Here is a 17,962-nt window from a genome sequence, read left to right as displayed (position 1 = left end):
TACGCGACGCCCGCCTCACGTCGGGGCGACAGGATTCGAACCTGCGATCTCCTGCTCCCAAAGCAGGCGCGTTAGCCAAGCTACGCCACGCCCCGTGAAACGCGAATGCTTTTAGGCATTCGGTTTTTAAGTTTACCGTGTACAAGGATAAATGCCTAACATTCGAATGTCTAATTTAGAACACGAAAACCTTAAGTCTTTCTGAGGAATTATCTGAGTATAGTCATCTATTCAAGCGTATCGACTTATTCGGGCGCTTCTGCACGTCCCAGCCCTGCCAGGTTGACGCATAGATATAGACTTCTTACATTCAGGATTTGTCTCATTTTGCCGTACCAGGCATATATACAACCAGCTCTTTAAACGGTTCCCGTTTCAAACCCGAGACAACAAAAGCCCCCAATACGAAGCATCAAGGCTTTGTTATCGAAGGGATGACGAGCTGAAGGGTACGGATTCCGAGCAAACGAGGCACGAAATCCGTGTCCGTAAACGATTCCCACTTCAGACCCTCGGCATAAGGAAAACGCCCCAGTGCAAAGCACCAAGGCGTTTTATATATACCGAGGGGATGACGGGAATCGAACCCGCGTCATCAGTTTGGAAGACTGAGGCTTTACCATTAAGCTACATCCCCGCAAGAACTAGATAAGATTACCTGCCTGTACTGGAGACTGTCAAGTTCGGCGCGCATCGTTTGCGGGGACCGTAGCTAACGCTATTTCTGGCATCCAGGGCACCAATAGAGTTTGCGGCCCGCGATTTCCTCCATACGAATGGTGGTGCCACATCGGGGGCAGGGTTCTCCGTGGTGCTGGTAAACGTAGTTAGCATGCTCAGGCCAGGCTTCGGTTTCATGGATTCCCGGGCGGTCCTTTTGTTCGGTGGTAATGATGCGGCCGACACGCACTCCGATGGTGAGCAGATGTTTGTTATCTTCCCAGAGTCTACTCAGCTCATCATCGGTGAGAGTTTTACCGGGACGAAGAGGATCTATTTCTTGGCGGTAAAGCGATTCGGCACGAAAAATATTGCCTACGCCTGAGATAGCGGCCTGATCCATGAGGATCACACCGATAGGCCTTGAGCTTTTGCGGGCTGCGGCATAAAAACGTTCGGGATCTGCATCGGTGTTGAGCGGATCCGGTCCAAGTTTGGCGCGTACCTGGGCAACTTCGTCTGGGTTTAAGGTTCGGCAGATAGTGGGACCAACGAGGTCAGCCCAACCGTGTTCTGAAACGATGCGGCACCGGGTAGTGCCTTTCGGCGCGGGCGGTCCGGTATATTCTTCGGCCTCCCCCGCCGTATATTCTTTTTCGCCGATCTTACGGGGTGCGCCTATGCTGGATGCACCCGTAAAGGTTTCGTCCCCTCCAAAGCTCCAGTTGCCATAAATGCCAAGGTGCACGTTGAGTGTCAGCTCATTGTTGAAGGGCACGAAGAGATGCTTACCGTGCGCATATGCGTTGAGAATGCTGGCTCCGTCAAGAAGGGCTGCGCCATCCGTATAACGCCCCTGTGGACTTGAGACTCGCACGCTCTCCCCCATGAAAACATCGTTGAATTGGCGGGCGATACGATGTATTGAGTGTCCTTCGGGCATGGGATTCTCCTGCGAACGCGTGTCTGTGGTTGTATTTTGGTGCATGCGTCTGGGGTCTAATCTTTAGAAGATGCACCTTTAATACGGTACACCGCATATCATTCAGATGGCGCGTTGGGGGTGTTTCATACACCTATAAACTAAACGGCGAATGCAGCGACATTTATTATTCCCCGATGTTTCGGGGTACGCTGCCGCCGCATCCGTATAAAAAATAAAAAATCTGTGGCTTACTGATCTACGGTGCTATGAGTCGATATGCTTACCTTCAATATGACCGGTTCGCTCGTATTCGGCAACCTGACCGATGCGGCGGGCGTGGGGCTCTTCATTCGTCCACGGGGTGGAAAGGAAAACCTTAATAATCTCTAGTGCTTCTTCATTGCTGTGCTGACGACCACCAACCGCAATGACCTGGGCATTATTATGTTGGCGGGCAAGAGCGGCGGTATCGTGATTCCAGGCCAGTGCGGCGCGAATTCCTTCTACTTTATTAGCGGCAATCTGCTCGCCATTACCAGAACCGCCTAGGACGATGCCCAGCGAGTCAAACCCCTGCTCACGGTCTCGTTTAACGGCAAGAGCAGCGTTAATGCAGAAACTTGGGTAGTCGTCCAGCGGGTCGTACTCTTGGGGCCCGTGATCAATCATGTCGTATCCTGCGGCGGTGAGCTGTTCAATCAGGTATTGACTCGTCTCAAGACCTGCATGGTCGGTGGCGATATGTACGCGCAAGGGGTTCTCCTGATGGTGTTCCGTGGCGCTCACAGCGTGGATATTTATATCTTTGCAGTGAGTGGTGGACTGGCCCCCCGAAATGTGCACGGCGATAGTCGTCTCTATTCTGGGTGCCCTCAGCTGTTGTGTCTCTATAACTGTAGCGAATTTAAACTTATTCCTGTAACCGGTATCGGGGCAATGGCAGGTACTATTTCGGCACATATTTTCTGCCCACACCTGCCCTTACCATCGGCACGTATTTTGCGCATGTGATGAGTAATAATGTGCTCTCTGACGGGATGCGTTAGACTGTGGTACTAGGCACTTTTTGTCGGGGCACATACACATATCTGAGTTTGTTTGATGCCCATATTCTTGAACTTAGTTTTGCGCTGTTTCTCCTGGTAGGTCCGCTGCAAAACACTACAGGAAGATTTATAAACACATATCGAGAAAGGGAATCATGCCCGGTCTAAATTTAACCCGCGATGAGGCGATTGAGCGTGCGGGAATTATTAAGCGGGTTCACACCTACCGTGTTGATCTCGACCTTCGCACAGACAAAGATGTTTTCTCGTCGATTGTTGAGATTCGGTTCGATGCTGAGCCTGGCGCATCCACGTTTATTGACGCTATTACCTCTCAGGTAAATTCGATTGAGCTAAACGGCGAGCGGCTTGATCCTGCTCTTGCCGATGGGGAGCGCATTGCTCTGCCGAATCTTGCAGCGCAGAATGTTCTGAAGATCGATGCAGAGATGTTCTATACAAATACCGGTGAAGGTTTGCACCGTTTTGTGGACCCGGCGGACGGTGAAATTTATCTGTACTCACAGTTCGAGGTTCCGGATTCTCGCCGTGTTTTCCCTGTATTTGAGCAGCCAGATTTGAAGGCCGAGTTTGAGTTCACCGTGCGTGTTCCTTCGCACTGGGTTGTGGTTTCTAACCAGCCCGAGGTGAAGATTGAGCCCAAGGACTGCGGTTGCGGTCGGGCACAAACATGGTATTTCAAGCCTACTCCGCGCATGTCTTCGTACATTACAGCCATCGTGGCGGGCCCGTATGAGAAGGTTACGAGCGAACTGACGAACTCTGAGGGGCGTGTTATTCCGCTGGGTGTTTACGCGCGTAAGTCGCTGATGCCCTATGTGGATGCGGACGATATTTTTGAGCTGACTCGCCAGGGCTTCGAGTTTTATGAGGAGCAGTTCAAGACGCCGTATCCTTTCGAGAAGTACGATCAGCTCTTCGTCCCCGAGTTCAATGCGGGTGCTATGGAAAACGCAGGGTGCGTAACCTATCTCGAAACCTATGTGTTCCGTTCCAAGGTTGCAGAGGCGCTGCGTGAACGCCGCGCCATTACGATACTTCACGAGCTTGCGCATATGTGGTTTGGTGATTTAGTCACCATGAAGTGGTGGAATGACCTGTGGCTGAACGAGTCATTTGCCGAGTTTATGTCTACACTGGCTGCGGCTGAGAATACCCGCTACGCACAGGAAGCATGGGCTACATTCTCTGCTTCGGAGAAAACCTGGGCGTATAGGCAAGATCAGCTCTCCTCAACCCACCCAATTGTGGCTGAGATTCGTGACCTTCATGATGTTCAGGTGAACTTTGACGGCATTACCTACGCGAAGGGCGCATCGGTGCTGCGGCAGATGGTTGCGTGGGTTGGTCAGGAAAACTTCATGGCGGCCTTGAAGAAGTATTTTGACAAGCACGCTTGGGGTAACACGGTTCTTGACGACCTGCTGGTCGAGCTGGAAGAGACTTCCGGCCGTGATGTACGCGCATGGAGCGCCAAGTGGCTTGAAACCGCAGGGGTAAACACGCTTACGGTCGAGGTCGCCGATGATGCCGAGGGCACTATTACTTCTCTTGGTATCCGCCAATCCTATGCTGCCGGTTATGAAACGTTGCGCCCGCATCGTGCAGTTATCGGTTTCTACGATCTGACAGACGGAAAGCTGACTCGCACCGACCGCATTGAGCTGGATATTGACGGCGAACTGACCGAGGTTGCCGAGGCTGTAGGCAAGAAACGCCCCGACCTGATTCTGCTCAATGATGAAGATTTGGCGTTTGCCAAAGTTCGCCTGGATGAGCGTTCTATTGATACTGCGGTGAAGTATCTGGGCGACATCGACTCGTCGGTAGCTCGCGGCGTGGTCTGGGGTTCCCTCTGGGATACCGTGCGTGACGCCCAGATGCCAGCGCGGCAGTATGTGGAATTTGTGCTCAATAATATTGGCAAAGAGACTAATTCGACTGCACTGCGAACCCAGCTGGGTAACCTCTCCATCGCTCTGCGTTCCTTTGTTAATCCTGAGTTTAGGGATGAAACTCGTGAACGTGCCGCCGATCGCCTGTGGTCGTTGGCTTGCGCCGCTCAGCCGGATTCAGACTCGCAGCTGCAGCTGGTTCAGGCATTTGTGAATCAGACCCGAACCGAGGCGCAGTATGAGATTGTGCAGCGGCTTTTTGAAGGCGATATTGTGCTGGACGGTTTGGAGATTGACACCGATTTGCGATGGACCCTAATCTGCCGCCTGGCGACGGGTGGTCGTGTGAACGCCGCACAGATCGATGCTGAGGCGGCAAACGATAACACGGCAACCGGTCAACAGTATGCGGCTCAGGCATATGCGTCTCAGCCAAGTGAACAGGTGAAAGCCGAATACTGGAACAAGATTATGGTGACCGGTGAACTGTCTAATATGATTCAGCGCTACGCCATTTTCGGTTTCAAATCGGGCGAACCCGAGCTCATTGCACCGTATATTGAACCGTATTTTGAGCTGATTGAAGGTATTTGGCGTTCGCGGTCACACGAGATTTCGATGCAGATTATTGGCGGCATGTACCCTTCGGAACCGACCGCCGAACTACTGGAACGCACCGAAACCTATTTAGCGTCTTTGCCTGAGGATGCGGCGGCGCTGCGACGACAGATTGCGGAGGCGCGCGACGGCGTGGCTCGTGCCTTAAAGGTTCAGGCGGCTGACGTTTAGGGTAATAATCCCCTAGCCTGCCCCCCCAACCTATATAAAAAGGTTCTTGATGTGAAACAAACCGCGAAAATTACGCTTATTTCACATCAAGAACCTTTTTTAGCGCCCATGGGTTACATTGAGCCAGGTGGGTCTTGAGAATTATTGTTTTTGAGCAATAGTTCTATTCGCTAAGATCCTTGAAGTACCGAGCAACGGGCCAGCGAACGAACCCTTCAGACTCGTAGAGTCCCCGGGCCGGTGCGTGCCCCGAATCGCCGCCGGTTTCGACCATCACCATGCGCATCCCGGCGTCTTTAATCTGCGCAAAGGCATGCTCCATGAGCTGCTGCCCCACGCCACACCGCTGATACTCGGGATCGACCGCAATCACATAAATCTCGCCCATCTGGTCCTCAGGGTGAATACGTGTGCAGACCCAGCCGACCGGCCGCTCATTATTAAGGGCAACAGACACATTTTCAGGCTCCTGATCGAGCACTTCCTCTAAATCGCTGAGCTGCCGCTGCTGCCACCCTTGAGGGTAGAACGCATCATAAACGAACTTGGGGACGTCGTTGTGCATCCGCGGAAAAACAGGTCCCCAGGCGCGAAGTGAAATATCCAGAAGAGCTTACCGATATTCAGGGTTATAAGAAACAATACGCGTTGTTACAACCTACAAAAGCAACGTCTGAAATGCAATGCTGTCTTGAACTATGCCCGGTTCTGCATGGCGCGTGCCGCACGCTCGAAATAGTCCCACATGGTCGCATCAATCATCATCGGAAGATCAAGAGTATCCATTGCCTGGCGCATATACTTCAGCCAAGTATCGCGTTCTTTCGCACCGATCGGGTACGGGTTATGGCGGATGCGCAAACGCGGGTGGCCGCGCTGTTCCTGGTAGGTGCTGGGCCCGCCAAAGTACTGAATCAGGAACATTTTCAGCCGCCGCGCCGCCGCATCGAAATGGTCAGTATCGTTTGCTTCGATCTCGGCGGTCTGTTCCTCTGTGAGGTGCTCAGGCGGAAACGGGTCAAAATCCGGGTACATGGCGGAAAACTCGGGGTCGGCCTTCACGAGGGCATAGAACCTGCGGGTGAGCTTATCGAAGGTTTCCTCGCCACCCACCTGGTCGTAAATGCTGACCTGCTCACCCGGCTGATTCGCAGAATAACTCATGCGAGCGCTCCCGAGCCCGAACGCACCAGCACATGCCCGCCGGGGGCAGCGATGCGCACCCAGCCGTCGGAACCAGTAGGGGCGGCATATATAGCGAGCTCACCGGTGAAGGTTTCGGGAAGGAATCCGAAGACTTGCAGGGCGAAAGCTGCGCCTGTAGGTATAGGGGTTCGGTCAAACTCCGGTAGGTGCTTAAGCACCATGGGAGATGACCAGATGCGGGTTCGCACGGTGGTGAGCACTGCGGCACCGGGGTTTTCGGGGAGTGCTTTTTCGACGGCGGCAAGTCCTTCACGGCTGGCGCGGCGGAACTCGTCGGCGTCAATAGTTCCTAGTTTTTCCCATCCTTGCAGGGGTGCGGCTTTCCCAGCCCATTCAGTGTGTACGGTGACGGGCGGCAGATACAGCACCATCTCGGATTCTTCAATGCGCGCCAGGCGTTCGAGCAGGGCGGCTGAATCTACCACAATATCAAGGGTTGATGGCTTTGCGAGGTTGAGGGCTCGCATCCCCAGAATGGTGGGGGTGTTATCCAGCATGGTTTCGGGGGCGAGAGAGCATGCGAAAACGGCGAGCACGCTCCCGCGGGCGGTAAGTCGTATTGCCGCTTGGGTATCGAGGGAACGTGCGCGTGAAATATAGGTGCTGAGGTCGGCAGCGGCGGCTATACCTTGCTGGTTGTTGGGGAAGATAAGATAGGGTTCGTCGATGCCTTCGTGCGGATTGTATTTGAGGTCTATACGCCGGGTGTTGGTTGTGGCTGAGCGTGGAGGTTCTTGCGGTTCCGGTTCTGGCAGAGATGCCGCGTCGGGTGTGTGCAGGTCATCGGTCATGTTTTGCCTCTCGCTCGCATATTTTCTTCGATAAATCATCCTCAACTTTACCCCTTCGTGTCAGAATTAAAGAATGACGAAGCCCACCCCCACCCAGAACTTGATGACCATGCTGAACCTGACCCCCGCTGAGTCGGTGGGCGGTGACGACGCTTTTACCGCTGTGACGCTAACACGCGAGACCCCGCGCACTTATGGCGGGCAGGTGCTCGCTCAGGCCATTATGGCGGCTGATAATACTGTTAGCGATAAGGTGCTGCATTCGATTCATGCATATTTTTTGCATCCCGGTGACATTACGAAAGAGCTTATTTTTACCTCACAACGGCTCAATAATGGGCGTTCTTTTGCGACTCGCCGGGTTCAGGCGCTTCAGGACGATATTCCCATTTTCTCTGCGATTGCATCATTCCAGAAGCCCGGTCGCGGCCCCGAGCATACGGCTGTTGAGATGCCGCAGGTTCCCGATCCTGATGGACTGCCGAGCGTGAGTGACTACATTGGCGAGGTGGCGCATCCGGTAGCGCAGGCTGTTGCATGGGAACGCCCAATTGATATTCGGTATGTGAGCCCGCACCTGTATACGGCCCCGGATTCAAGCTCGCAGAAACCGGTTGCCACGGTGTGGTTTAAGACTTTCGATCCGCTGATTGATGCTTCCGGCGCCCCGGTTTCGGATGCGATGCATCGGGCGGCAATCGCGTATGCTTCGGATTACCTGCCGCTGGAGCCGGCCCTGCGCCGTCACGGCAAGTTCTGGCTGGAGCCGGGGCTGAAGAGCGCTTCGCTGGATCACGCGATGTGGTTCCACCGTTCGGCACGCGCCGACGAGTGGCTGCTGTACGTGCTGGATTCTCCGAGCGCGCAGGGTGGCAGGATGCTCGCGCAGGGTTCGATTTTCAATCGTTCCGGTGAGCTGGTGGCGACCGTGGCGCAGGAAATGATGTTCCGCCTGCCCGAATACCGCTAGAGTTTCGGTGCTGCGACAGCGTAAAACGTCAGAGCATACAGAAAGACCGTGTGAGGTGGTTGTCTCACACGGTCTTTCCGTATCTAGTTTATGCGCTCAACGCCGCTAACGGGTGTTTATCGGGCTTCGACGTCAACCACACCGTCCGGGGAAATGTGCACGGTGCGCTTGGTGTGGCGGGAAACGAAGAAGTCACCCATGAATACAAGTCCCGCTACCAACAGCGCTAGAGCGATCAGCCACACTGCCACCGTACCGAAGAACATCGGGAACAGCAGCACGAGCAAGCCCAGGATCAGGGAACCAATAGCAGAGAACTGCAGTTGGCGTCCGGCGGCGTAGTCTAGGTATTTCATGCTCTGGGCAGTCATCATACGAATCAGCGCCCACGTAATCAGCCACACACCCACAATGGTTGGGATGTAGGTCGCCTGTGCGCCCGCCGAGGCTGACAGCAGAATCAGGCCAGCCACCACGGTCAGGATGCCGTTGATCAGGTCCCAACCGGTACGTGCCGGCTTCGGGGCACCGAAGTAACGCACCAGCTCAAACACACCACCGAGCAACACCGAAATGGAGAATACAAAACCCAGAACTACCAGCGGAGTAGCGGGGTTGGCGAACATGTAGATCGCCGTTGCAACCAGTAGCAGACCGGTGACCAAGGACATCCAGTTATATTTTGAAAGCATGATACTCTACCCTTCGTATCAAATACGTCAGTTGTACTTATGCACATACCCATTATAAACCACGAATGTGAAATCCGCCATAACATATTGGTCACCACTGGGCGAACTATTTCTACCGGCAAACAGCCAACACGTAGCGGAGCAACACGTGAGATAGCGGAACCATATCCCCCTCCCCCAGCAGGCACAGCAAAGCCCCGCCTCCGCACGCTTCAACAGCGTTAGGAGGCGGGGCTTATTACCGTGCAAAACCCTACCGGGTCAGCTTGCGGTGCACCACGCGGTGCGGTTTCGCAGCTTCCGGTCCCAGGCGTTCTATCTTGTTCTTCTCGTAGGACTCGAAGTTACCCTCGAACCAGTACCATTGATCCGGATTCTCTTCAGTGCCTTCCCATGCGAGGATGTGGGTTGCCACACGATCGAGGAACCAACGGTCGTGAGAGACGACGACGGCGCAGCCGGGGAATTCCAGCAGAGCGTTCTCAAGCGACGCCAGGGTTTCCACATCAAGGTCGTTGGTAGGCTCGTCCAACAGCAGCAGGTTTCCGCCTTGTTTGAGGGTCAGCGCCAAATTCAGGCGGTTACGCTCACCGCCGGAGAGCACACCCGCTTTCTTCTGCTGATCCGGTCCCTTGAACCCGAACGCCGAAACATAGGCGCGCGAAGGCATCTCAACATTGCCAACCTGAATATAGTCCAGACCGTCCGAGACAACCTCCCACAGGCTCTTTTCGGGGTCAATATTGGCGCGGTTCTGATCGACATAGGAAATCTTCACGGTTTCGCCGACCTTGAGCGAGCCGCCGTCGAGTTCTTCCAAACCGACGATGGTCTTGAACAGGGTCGATTTACCCACACCGTTCGGACCAATCACACCCACAATGCCGTTCCGCGGCAGCGAGAACGACAGACCGTTAATGAGCGAGCGCCCGTCAAAACCCTTCTGCAGGTTCTCGGCCTCAATCACCAGGTTGCCCAGGCGCGGTCCCGGCGGAATTTGAATCTCTTCAAAATCGAGTTTGCGGGTCTTTTCAGCTTCGGCCGCCATCTCTTCGTAACGTGCCAAACGTGCTTTCGACTTCGCCTGACGGCCCTTCGAGTTTGAGCGCACCCACTCTAGTTCTTCGTTCAGGCGTTTGGCGAGTTTCGCATCCTTCTTGCCCTGAACTTCAAGGCGGGCACGCTTCTTCTCAAGGTATGTGGAGTAGTTGCCTTCGTAAGGGTAGAGGTTGCCGCGGTCAACCTCGGCGATCCATTCGGCAACGTGGTCTAGGAAGTAGCGGTCGTGAGTAATCGCAATGACCGCACCTTCGTAGGACTGCAGATGCTGCTCAAGCCACAGCACCGACTCAGCATCTAGGTGGTTGGTGGGCTCGTCGAGTAGAAGCAGGTCTGGTTTCTGCAGCAGGAGCTTGCACAGTGCCACGCGGCGGCGCTCACCGCCGGAGAGGTGGGTGACGGGGGCGTCGGCGGGTGGGCAGCGCAGCGCCTCCATAGCTTGTTCCAGCTGAGAGTCTAGATCCCAGGCGTTTGCGGCATCGATAGCTTCCTGCAGCTTACCCATTTCTTCCATGAGGGCATCAAAATCGGCGTCAGGTTCAGCCATAAGCGCGGAAATTTCGTTGAAACGGTCCAGCTTCGTCTTGATCTCGCCCACGCCTTCTTCGACGTTGCCGAGCACGGTTTTCTCTTCGTTCAGCGGCGGTTCCTGAAGCAGAATACCTACGCTGTATTCGGGTGAGAGGCGTGCCTCGCCGTTTGAGGGCTGATCCAAGCCAGCCATGATTTTCAGGATGGTCGACTTACCGGCGCCGTTGGGACCAACCATACCAATCTTGGCGCCCGGGAAGAACGACATGGAAACGTCGTTAAGAATGACCTTATCGCCCACAGTTTTGCGGGCTTTGGTCATCGTGTAAATAAATTCAGCCATAGTGTTCTATTCTACCGTGATTCTTTGGATGCGCACGCGGTTTTCGCCGCAGATTTTACGGGTGTACTCCTTACGGATTCCAAAGGTTCTATAGATGTTGGCCGTTCCCGAAGGCTTGGTTTTGGTTTTCTCAAACTTTGAATCCTTTCACTACGGTGTAACAGCCGTTAGACTCGAAGGTATGGGTACACCGAATTCTCACGAAATAACCGCCGAAGACCTCCATAAGGTTGTTGATCAGATTGCGCTTACTATGCCGTTGGCGACCTCCGATCAGCCTTTCGGACCACGTAATACGGTGTACCGCATTAGCGGCAAAATTTTTGCTATGTACACAGACGGTATCGGCTACCCGATCGTGAATCTGAAGACCGACCCCGAAGAATCCGAGGTTCTGCAGCGCATGTACCCAAGCATTATTCCAGGGTGGCATATGAATAAACGGCATTGGATTTCGGTCGGCGCAGGCAAGGGTGTTACACGCCAGCTTCTTGAAGAGCTCATCGAAGATGCCTACCTGCGTATTATGTACGCCCTGCCCAAGGCAAAACGCCCTATCGAATTCCGCGAGCGCCCGGTTCCCGAAAAACATTAGATACTGCAGGCTCACATGTATATTCCTGCCAGCGATCCCGTTCTCTTTCTGAAGCTTTCTGCTGATTACAACTATGCATACATGGCGCATGGACGTACCGGCGGGGTGGTCTTGCGCGCCTATGATAGGTTTCAGAAGGCGCATGCTCTCGGTATTCCTGCGGTTCCGTGGGGCTTTTCATGCCCTGAGAAAACGGTTCGGCACATTCGCCAGGAAATTCTGCGTGCCCGTAAGCTAGGCGGTGAGCTGGAAATTTTGATGATCTATCGTGAGCCTGATCTGCCGGTTATTCCGGCGCCCGAATCGCACGGTTTTGAGAGGCGTGATGATGTTCCTCAGCTGATGCCTTCCAAGTTGCGTGATAGTTGGCTGGATGCCGGTTTTTCGGCGGAACGTCACGGTAGTTTAGAAGATCGGATGCTTGCTCTCGCTCAGGTAGAGGAATTTACTGACCCTGAACCTCTAGATCTTGCCCGCTACGAGCATACGAGTACTCACCGCCCGTTATCATTGTCGATGCGCGGCTCGCTGTCCCGTGCCCTGGGCAGTAAGTATAAGCCTGCGGAAGATCCGGGTGCTCCGAGTAAGATTTATTGGATCCAGGGGCACGCCGTTGTTTACGATATTCTCGACTTTGAACGTTTTAACCCCTAACTGTAAGGGGTTTCAACGAATGCAACGGTGCTGCGTGTTAGAGCTCTTCCGGTCTAGCTTGCTTAACGAGATTTAGGGAAATGCACACCGCGCTCGGCAAGAAAATGTCGGTCTTTCTTATCCCAATTTTCTTCAGGATACGCCTCAAAAAGATCGGGGCGGCGGCTCATGGTACGTTCAATCTGCTGCTCGCGCCGCCACCTGGCAATAGCACCGTGATTGCCCGAAAGCAGGATAGGCGGAACCTTGTAGTCGCGCCACTGCGCCGGTTTTGTATACACCGGGTACTCCAAAAGCCCGCCGGTGTGCGACTCTTCTGCAAGAGATTCTGGGTTTCCCAATGCCCCAGGAATTAGTCGAGTAATAGCCTCGATCATCGCCATCACCGCAACTTCTCCGCCGTAGAGCACATAGTCCCCCATCGAGACGGGAAACACGCGGAAGCGGGTTTGTGCCCAGTCGAGCACACGCTCGTCAATACCTTCATAGCGCGCGGGAGCAAACGCAATATGCTGTTCCTCAGCGAGTTCATAAGCCATTTGCTGGTTAAAAACCGCGCCCGCCGGGGAAGGAACAATCAGGAGAGGACGATTATCCTGCGCAAGCACGAGTTTCTGAGGACTCGAATTTTCCTCTACTCTTTCTCGCTGTTCTTCCGGCTCATCGCGATTATTTTCGTGGTGCTCCTCCTCCGCCCGCTGCGGTGAATTCGCAAGCACTTCATCAAGCGCAAGCCCCCAAGGTTCCGGTTTCATGACCATCCCGGCACCACCGCCGTAGGGAGTATCATCAACCGTGTGGTGACGGTCGAAGGTATAGTCACGCAGATTATGCACGCGCAGATCGACCAAACCGTTTTCGCGGGCTTTCCCTACCAGCGAGAGGTCTAACGGTGTCAAGTACTCGGGAAAAATAGTGATAACGTCGTAGCGCACGGGCTACTCCCCCGTATTTTCTGGGTTCGATGCGGCAGATTCTGCTTCAGCCACGTTGATAAGACCGGGTGGCGGGGTCAGAAGCACGAAACCGGGTTCGTCCTCAGCGGTGGTCACAACTTCAGGAACGATCTCTTCGACGAAGGGAATCATAATCTCGTCGCCGCCGTGTTCGGCAGCAAGTTTAACGAGCAGTATATCCTGCGCGGGCATGGTCTGCAGACCGGTAACCTTTCCCAGAGGCTTCCCCGCTTTAGGATTATTGACGGGGTTCTCCCCCTCAGGAACCTTCACCAGAAGATATACGGGCAGGTTCACGAGTTCCTGTTCGTAGAAGCCTTCATCATCTTCGTCCTCGGGAACCTCAAACATCAGGCGGCTGCCCCGCAGCTCTTCCGCTTGGTTGCGGGTAGTGACTTCCTCAAAACGCACCACCAGAATCTTCTTATTCCAACGATGCCCCGCTACTTTAAGCCTGCCCGTTGGTGCAACAGTGGCCACAGGGCTCTTCGGGGTGAAGTTTTCCAAGTCGAGAACTTCTCCGGGGGCAAAGCGTTCCTCGGGGATATCTGTGAAGAGTTGAACCGTAACTTCACCACGAATACCGTGCGGTTTGCCGATGCGCGCAACCAAAACCTGCATGTTGTAAACCTCTAGAAAAACTGGGGCTTGTAGACACCTAATATTCTACCGGCAGGTCCGAAAAAGCGCAGACTCTCATAAGCTTTGGAGGCACCCGCCTGCCGTGCGATTACCTGATGAAAATTCTCATGGTTAAAGCAGAACGTTCCAACACCTTGTCGGTGGTGGAACGCTCTTGATGCTATATCAGCTAACGTTTTCTGTCGGTGTCGATAATATCGATCCGAACCTGATCGCCCTCAGAAATCGCATCCATTACGGTGCGAATGCTCTTAGCGGTTCGGCCCGAACGACCAATCACTCGACCCAAATCATCGGGATGTACCCGAACCTCCAGCGTCTCGCGATGGCGCTGCTGGCGCAAACGCACTTTCACATCGTCCGGATGCTCGACAATCCCTCGAACCAAGTGTTCGAGTGCATCAGCCAACATAATTACTCAGCTGCTTCCTCGGCAGCCTCTGCTTCAGCTTCAGCAGGAGCTTCCTCGGTTGCTTCCTCAGCCTTATCGGCCTTGGGGGTGATAGCCTCAGGAAGAATAACGGAACCCTTCTGAGGAACAACGAATTCAGCCTTAGGCTCAACGGGCTTGATGCTGTTCTCAGCCTTCTCGCCCTTGAAAGTTGCCCAGTCACCTGAGAGCTTCAGCAGAGCCAAGACCTGTTCGGTCGGCTGTGCGCCAACAGACAGCCAGTACTGAGCACGCTCAGAGTTAATCTCGATACGCGAGGGCTGCTCGGTCGGGTGGTAGATACCGATCTCTTCGATAGTCTTACCATCACGCTTCACGCGAGAATCCGCAATCACAATACGGTAGCGAGGATCGCGGATCTTACCCATACGCTTGAGACGAATTTTAACAGCCACTGTAGTGGTTACTCCTGTTTCAATACTTGGTGCGAAACCGCGCTTCAGCGCCCGTGGGGCGGGCCGTTCACGAAGTCTCTATGGACACAACAAAGCGCGAAGAGAGGGGTCACGCAATGTCGGGTACTCAGATAGGGTAACAAATAGGGCGATTTAAATCTAGCGGATCCCCGCGTTTTCGGGCATATGTCGCTGTTATAGCGTTAATCGTCGGAGCTTATCTCAAGAACTTCGCCGGTTTCTAGGGCTTTCAAGGCTTCTTGCAGCCGCCTCACCATCGCCGGGCGCACGTAATCGCCCAAGTTTTCACCGGCCACCCACTCATAGGTCACCAGTTCATCATTCTGCAAAGTAATGGGGGTGTCGCGCGGAATAACGCCCGCATCGTACATGTAATATGTGGAATCGCCCCAGACACCTAATGCGAGCCCATGGAAAATAGCCACCAAACGACCCGGAGTTAGGGTAAGCCCTAGCTCTTCCTGAACCTCACGGAAGCATCCTGTTTTCGGTGCCTCGCCCGCCTCTACGGTTCCGCCCGGAAGAATCCAGCCGTCCTTGTAGTTCGGCTTCACCACAAGTAGTTCGCCTTCTTCATTGCGAATAAGCGCTCCGGCGGCAAGTCGACGTGTTGGAAGTGTTGCAATAAAAGCTACCAGTTCCTCATGGCTTAAATATGTATCTTTCATAGATTCCGCTTTCGTCTGTACTTAAGCATGGTTCTTGCAAGCGTTGAAGGTTTTAAGAGAAGAACTTACGGACGGTACGACGTACCCTCTCCCCCAGCTCTGCGGCGGACGAAGCATCTGACGTGGAACTCGCGGCCTGTGAGCAGGCTTTGCGGGACTTACGCGGAGCTTCCACGTAGATGCCGTCACGCAGGTCATCAACTAAGGTTCGCCGGTGCAGCCCCTCCGACGATGCGCCCTGCGGGTTATCGCCCCGGCGCACGAGCTCCGCGCTTACGGGAGCGTCTGAAGCTTCTTTACTGCGATGCTCATCAAGTTTCTCGCCAGCAAGCCGAGCGAGACGAGGCGCTAAGAGAATCTCACTCGTGCCGCCAGCTGCGAGAACAGTACTCAGAGCTGTCAAAATTGGGGCGCTCTTACCCTGCGCTTTTTTGCGGCGCGCAACAGTCCAAAACACGGTTGCCAGCCCCAACTGCGCGGTACCGTCCACCCGAAAAACACGGGTAAGCAAACGATTTTTGGGATCTTTTCCAGCAGAAGTCTCACCAGGCGATTCCGAGTGTGCGGGCTGAACTGTATGCGTTGAAGAGTTCGTCTCAACGACCGCTTTGTTTGATGCACCGCTAGGGCTAGACGCATCCACACGCGGACTTGAGGAAGGCTTCTTCACCAAAGACTCGTTCTGCTGATTATCCCGTTGTTTGGTGGTACCCACATGAGTATATTCGTAAGGAATCTCGCCACTTTGAGACGCAGCAAGCCACTCCGCAAGAGTCACACGGCGGTTTGTAGCTACCAGACGATAGCTGCGTTTTAAAGCCTCTATATCGGGAAGTTTATCGGACTGGTAATGTGCAGACAGTGAGTTATCGTCACTCTGCGCAGGATCCATGTCTACTTGAGACGAACTTTCGTCATGAGGTGCCGCCAGCAATTCAGCAGGGTCTTCGCCAAATACACGAGCGGTTCCAATAGCACCGATCTCAAGCCCTTCCGTCGGTACCGCTGCCAGCTCAACGGGAACGTGCAATAGCTGAAGCACCGATTCGAGAGCAAGAGTGTTCTTCGTATCTCGCAGATAGCTTTCAAGGCGCCTTCCCGCAGAAGTTCCAGAAGGAACGCCAAAAAGCAGGGAAAGCTCAACAATAGAGCGAGTAAGCTCGTCTTGGTCCAGACCAAAAGGCTCGGGCGGCAAACCTGGCAGACTCGTCAGAATATCTTCTAAAGAGCCCTCATAAGAATCGCAATGTTCACGAGTCATAGTTCGTGTGAGGGTCTTCGGAACAGACTGCCAGAAGAACTCCAGAATGGTCGAGTCCTTCTCTTCCGGCTCGCCCAACATCCAGGCAGGTGCGTTCTCGTTCTGCTCTAGCTCTTGAGGGGCCTCCATAAAGATGAGATGCTGTTGATGCGCATTCCCCTCCGCAATCAAGGCATGACACTTTGCTTCGGCGATAACAGCCAAAATGTCATGCGGATCGCCGCTAATAATCGTCCATGTTCCTGCCGGGGCTGCGACAATCTGGCGTTCCGGCTGGGTGAGGAGCATGCTGGTGAGTGCATCCAGGTTAATATCTAGAAGCGCCGCGGCATCGCCATCAACTAAAAATTCGATCTGGTAAACATCATGCGGTACCGGTACCCACATCCCGGGTTCTTCTTCAAGAGCAATACCGGTTACTGGCATGCGTTCAAGAAGCCACTCAACGTATTCTTCCAAGGGCTCACCCTTGCGAATCTGTCCGTGTGCCACATGCAAAACGTTCAGATAACCTGCGGGATTAAGCGAACACAAAACATATATCTGAACCTCACGCTCACCCATCTCATAGGCAATAAGTTCGGGCCGTTCCCGAGTCAGCTCTATAAGAGCCTGAATTACATCATGATCGCTGGCGGCGCGCGCCAACATGCGGCGACGGTGCAGGTTCTCATCCTCAACATCAGAAAAAGTCACATCAAAGATCTCTTCGGGAGAACCCGCATGGTCATGCCGAGGAGCCGAATAATGTTCTCCGTCTTCCTCGGAGCTATCCGGGTCTTGGGGAGCCGGAGTATCCTGCCACATCTGGTTAAGTTCTTCGACCGTCAGATCATCATGGGCTAGTGAGGCAGCAACATCATCTACTTCACGCGGATCAATGCGGTGTTCTTTCTCCTCATGAAGTTGTTTCGCCCGCCGGATCAGGTCAATAATAGCGCTCGCAACATCCGCAGTTTCAGGATCAGCATCATCACTAGAGTCACTAGAATAGACCACTTTAGAACCGGCGATGTCGGGGGTGTTTTCACCATACTCTAAAGACAGGCGAACCCATAAATAATCCGGGACAGTGCCATTTTGACTGGCAGATGCCTCCGGCTTGGTGTAAGTCCAAGGGTTGGCAGTTTCATGGCGCTCACGACCGTTCTGTTCAGCGCCGCCCTGCGCCGAGTCTCGGTGATGTTGCTCGTTGTTCTGCATTCTTCCCCTTAATAGCGTTCTGCCGTTTGCCTCATCTGCCCCGCTACTAACACCGTAAAGCCTTCTGCTAATTAGTAGGCGCAGTTCACATTTAGGGCATCGCCGGTGAGAAACGGCGTTACGAATCATCGGATGCACACTGTAGAGATCTGCATTCCACGCCTATCAATCGGATCCGTTTTCTCATG

At 54.0% G+C, this 17,962-nt stretch carries 17 protein-coding genes and 2 tRNA genes; 4 read left to right on the top strand and 15 right to left on the bottom strand.

Going from position 1 to position 17,962, the window contains the following annotated elements; all coding sequences use genetic code 11:
• Positions 1–20: 20 nt before the first annotated feature.
• The 4 genes from HMPREF3016_RS08960 to HMPREF3016_RS08945 all read right to left on the bottom strand — a co-directional run bounded on the left by HMPREF3016_RS08960 (position 21) and on the right by HMPREF3016_RS08945 (position 2,338).
• A tRNA-Pro gene (locus HMPREF3016_RS08960) sits at positions 21–95 on the bottom strand.
• Positions 96–566: 471 nt separating this feature from the next.
• A tRNA-Gly gene (locus HMPREF3016_RS08955) sits at positions 567–637 on the bottom strand.
• Positions 638–718: 81 nt separating this feature from the next.
• On the bottom strand, positions 719–1,603 hold the full coding sequence (locus HMPREF3016_RS08950; RefSeq protein WP_070741738.1) for an Fpg/Nei family DNA glycosylase: 885 nt from the start codon (positions 1,601–1,603) through the stop codon (positions 719–721).
• Positions 1,604–1,849: 246 nt separating this feature from the next.
• Positions 1,850–2,338, bottom strand: coding sequence for a ribose-5-phosphate isomerase (locus HMPREF3016_RS08945; protein WP_070741735.1), 489 nt, complete (start codon positions 2,336–2,338; stop codon positions 1,850–1,852).
• Positions 2,339–2,786: 448 nt separating this feature from the next.
• Here HMPREF3016_RS08945 and pepN point away from each other — a divergent pair, with 448 nt between their 5' ends.
• Complete coding sequence (pepN, locus tag HMPREF3016_RS08935; protein WP_070741732.1) at positions 2,787–5,336, top strand: aminopeptidase N; 2,550 nt, start codon at positions 2,787–2,789, stop codon at positions 5,334–5,336.
• A gap of 163 nt (positions 5,337–5,499) precedes the next feature.
• Here the strand turns inward: pepN and HMPREF3016_RS08930 are convergent, their stop codons facing one another.
• The 3 genes from HMPREF3016_RS08930 to HMPREF3016_RS08920 form a co-directional block, all read right to left on the bottom strand.
• The gene (locus tag HMPREF3016_RS08930; RefSeq protein WP_070741729.1) at positions 5,500–5,901 is read right to left on the bottom strand and encodes a GNAT family N-acetyltransferase; all 402 of its coding nucleotides are present in this window, start codon (positions 5,899–5,901) and stop codon (positions 5,500–5,502) included.
• 131 nt (positions 5,902–6,032) lie between these two features.
• Positions 6,033–6,500, bottom strand: coding sequence for a globin domain-containing protein (locus HMPREF3016_RS08925; protein ID WP_070627866.1), 468 nt, complete (start codon positions 6,498–6,500; stop codon positions 6,033–6,035).
• Complete coding sequence (locus HMPREF3016_RS08920) at positions 6,497–7,372, bottom strand: DUF8185 domain-containing protein (RefSeq protein WP_048755268.1); 876 nt, start codon at positions 7,370–7,372, stop codon at positions 6,497–6,499. The genes HMPREF3016_RS08925 and HMPREF3016_RS08920 overlap by 4 nt, the downstream gene beginning before the upstream one ends.
• Positions 7,373–7,406: 34 nt before the next feature.
• On the opposite strand from HMPREF3016_RS08920, the gene HMPREF3016_RS08915 reads away from it, so the two are divergent.
• Entirely contained in the window at positions 7,407–8,303 is an 897-nt protein-coding gene (locus tag HMPREF3016_RS08915) for an acyl-CoA thioesterase (protein ID WP_070741726.1), read from the top strand.
• Between the two features lie 116 nt (positions 8,304–8,419).
• Here HMPREF3016_RS08915 and HMPREF3016_RS08910 read toward each other — a convergent pair whose 3' ends face one another.
• Together HMPREF3016_RS08910 and ettA are read right to left on the bottom strand one after the other, a co-directional pair.
• Complete coding sequence (locus HMPREF3016_RS08910) at positions 8,420–8,995, bottom strand: HdeD family acid-resistance protein (RefSeq protein WP_006887992.1); 576 nt, start codon at positions 8,993–8,995, stop codon at positions 8,420–8,422.
• Positions 8,996–9,248: 253 nt separating this feature from the next.
• Entirely contained in the window at positions 9,249–10,928 is a 1,680-nt protein-coding gene (gene ettA, locus HMPREF3016_RS08905) for an energy-dependent translational throttle protein EttA (RefSeq protein ID WP_070448490.1), read from the bottom strand.
• Between the two features lie 94 nt (positions 10,929–11,022).
• Here ettA and HMPREF3016_RS08900 point away from each other — a divergent pair, with 94 nt between their 5' ends.
• Together HMPREF3016_RS08900 and HMPREF3016_RS08895 are read left to right on the top strand one after the other, a co-directional pair.
• Positions 11,023–11,523: an MmcQ/YjbR family DNA-binding protein gene (locus tag HMPREF3016_RS08900; RefSeq protein ID WP_246828528.1), complete on the top strand. Its 501-nt coding sequence runs from the start codon at positions 11,023–11,025 to the stop codon at positions 11,521–11,523.
• Between the two features lie 15 nt (positions 11,524–11,538).
• Positions 11,539–12,177, top strand: a complete 639-nt coding sequence (locus HMPREF3016_RS08895; RefSeq protein ID WP_070620674.1) for a hypothetical protein — start codon at positions 11,539–11,541, stop codon at positions 12,175–12,177.
• A 62-nt stretch (positions 12,178–12,239) separates the two neighbouring features.
• Here the strand turns inward: HMPREF3016_RS08895 and trmD are convergent, their stop codons facing one another.
• From trmD to HMPREF3016_RS08865, 6 genes are all read right to left on the bottom strand, one after another.
• Positions 12,240–13,112: a tRNA (guanosine(37)-N1)-methyltransferase TrmD gene (gene trmD / locus HMPREF3016_RS08890; protein WP_070741723.1), complete on the bottom strand. Its 873-nt coding sequence runs from the start codon at positions 13,110–13,112 to the stop codon at positions 12,240–12,242.
• Positions 13,113–13,115: 3 nt separating this feature from the next.
• Positions 13,116–13,754, bottom strand: coding sequence for a ribosome maturation factor RimM (gene rimM, locus HMPREF3016_RS08885; protein WP_070741720.1), 639 nt, complete (start codon positions 13,752–13,754; stop codon positions 13,116–13,118).
• Between the two features lie 190 nt (positions 13,755–13,944).
• Positions 13,945–14,187 (bottom strand): RNA-binding protein, encoded by a 243-nt coding sequence (locus HMPREF3016_RS08880; protein WP_004004867.1) that lies wholly within the window; start codon positions 14,185–14,187, stop codon positions 13,945–13,947.
• A 2-nt stretch (positions 14,188–14,189) separates the two neighbouring features.
• The gene (gene rpsP / locus HMPREF3016_RS08875) at positions 14,190–14,621 is read right to left on the bottom strand and encodes a 30S ribosomal protein S16 (protein ID WP_013399230.1); all 432 of its coding nucleotides are present in this window, start codon (positions 14,619–14,621) and stop codon (positions 14,190–14,192) included.
• Between the two features lie 203 nt (positions 14,622–14,824).
• On the bottom strand, positions 14,825–15,310 hold the full coding sequence (locus HMPREF3016_RS08870; protein WP_048751484.1) for an NUDIX domain-containing protein: 486 nt from the start codon (positions 15,308–15,310) through the stop codon (positions 14,825–14,827).
• Positions 15,311–15,362: 52 nt separating this feature from the next.
• Positions 15,363–17,774 carry a hypothetical protein gene (locus tag HMPREF3016_RS08865; protein WP_070741717.1) on the bottom strand — a complete coding sequence of 804 codons (2,412 nt, stop codon included), beginning with the start codon at positions 17,772–17,774 and terminating at the stop codon, positions 15,363–15,365.
• Positions 17,775–17,962 lie beyond the last annotated feature (188 nt).

The sequence above is a fragment of the Rothia sp. HMSC065D02 genome (assembly GCF_001815285.1).
GTDB lineage: Bacteria > Actinomycetota > Actinomycetes > Actinomycetales > Micrococcaceae > Rothia > Rothia dentocariosa.
Note: the sequence above shows the minus strand (reverse complement) of the source record. Positions and strands in the feature narration are given on the sequence as shown.

Excerpts from the sequence above, each read along its gene's own strand:
- HMPREF3016_RS08900 (WP_246828528.1), top strand. The coding sequence starts at position 11,023 with ATGTTGGCCGTTCCCGAAGGCTTGGTTTTGGTTTTCTCAAACTTTGAA.
- HMPREF3016_RS08930 (WP_070741729.1), bottom strand. The coding sequence starts at position 5,901 with ATGCACAACGACGTCCCCAAGTTCGTTTATGATGCGTTCTACCCTCAA.
- HMPREF3016_RS08870 (WP_048751484.1), bottom strand. The coding sequence starts at position 15,310 with ATGAAAGATACATATTTAAGCCATGAGGAACTGGTAGCTTTTATTGCA.
- HMPREF3016_RS08920 (WP_048755268.1), bottom strand. The coding sequence starts at position 7,372 with ATGATTTATCGAAGAAAATATGCGAGCGAGAGGCAAAACATGACCGAT.
- ettA (WP_070448490.1), bottom strand. The coding sequence starts at position 10,928 with ATGGCTGAATTTATTTACACGATGACCAAAGCCCGCAAAACTGTGGGC.
- rimM (WP_070741720.1), bottom strand. The coding sequence starts at position 13,754 with ATGCAGGTTTTGGTTGCGCGCATCGGCAAACCGCACGGTATTCGTGGT.
- HMPREF3016_RS08880 (WP_004004867.1), bottom strand. The coding sequence starts at position 14,187 with ATGTTGGCTGATGCACTCGAACACTTGGTTCGAGGGATTGTCGAGCAT.
- HMPREF3016_RS08950 (WP_070741738.1), bottom strand. The coding sequence starts at position 1,603 with ATGCCCGAAGGACACTCAATACATCGTATCGCCCGCCAATTCAACGAT.
- HMPREF3016_RS08895 (WP_070620674.1), top strand. The coding sequence starts at position 11,539 with ATGTATATTCCTGCCAGCGATCCCGTTCTCTTTCTGAAGCTTTCTGCT.
- HMPREF3016_RS08910 (WP_006887992.1), bottom strand. The coding sequence starts at position 8,995 with ATGCTTTCAAAATATAACTGGATGTCCTTGGTCACCGGTCTGCTACTG.
- HMPREF3016_RS08925 (WP_070627866.1), bottom strand. The coding sequence starts at position 6,500 with ATGAGTTATTCTGCGAATCAGCCGGGTGAGCAGGTCAGCATTTACGAC.
- HMPREF3016_RS08915 (WP_070741726.1), top strand. The coding sequence starts at position 7,407 with ATGACGAAGCCCACCCCCACCCAGAACTTGATGACCATGCTGAACCTG.
- pepN (WP_070741732.1), top strand. The coding sequence starts at position 2,787 with ATGCCCGGTCTAAATTTAACCCGCGATGAGGCGATTGAGCGTGCGGGA.
- HMPREF3016_RS08865 (WP_070741717.1), bottom strand. The coding sequence starts at position 17,774 with ATGCAGAACAACGAGCAACATCACCGAGACTCGGCGCAGGGCGGCGCT.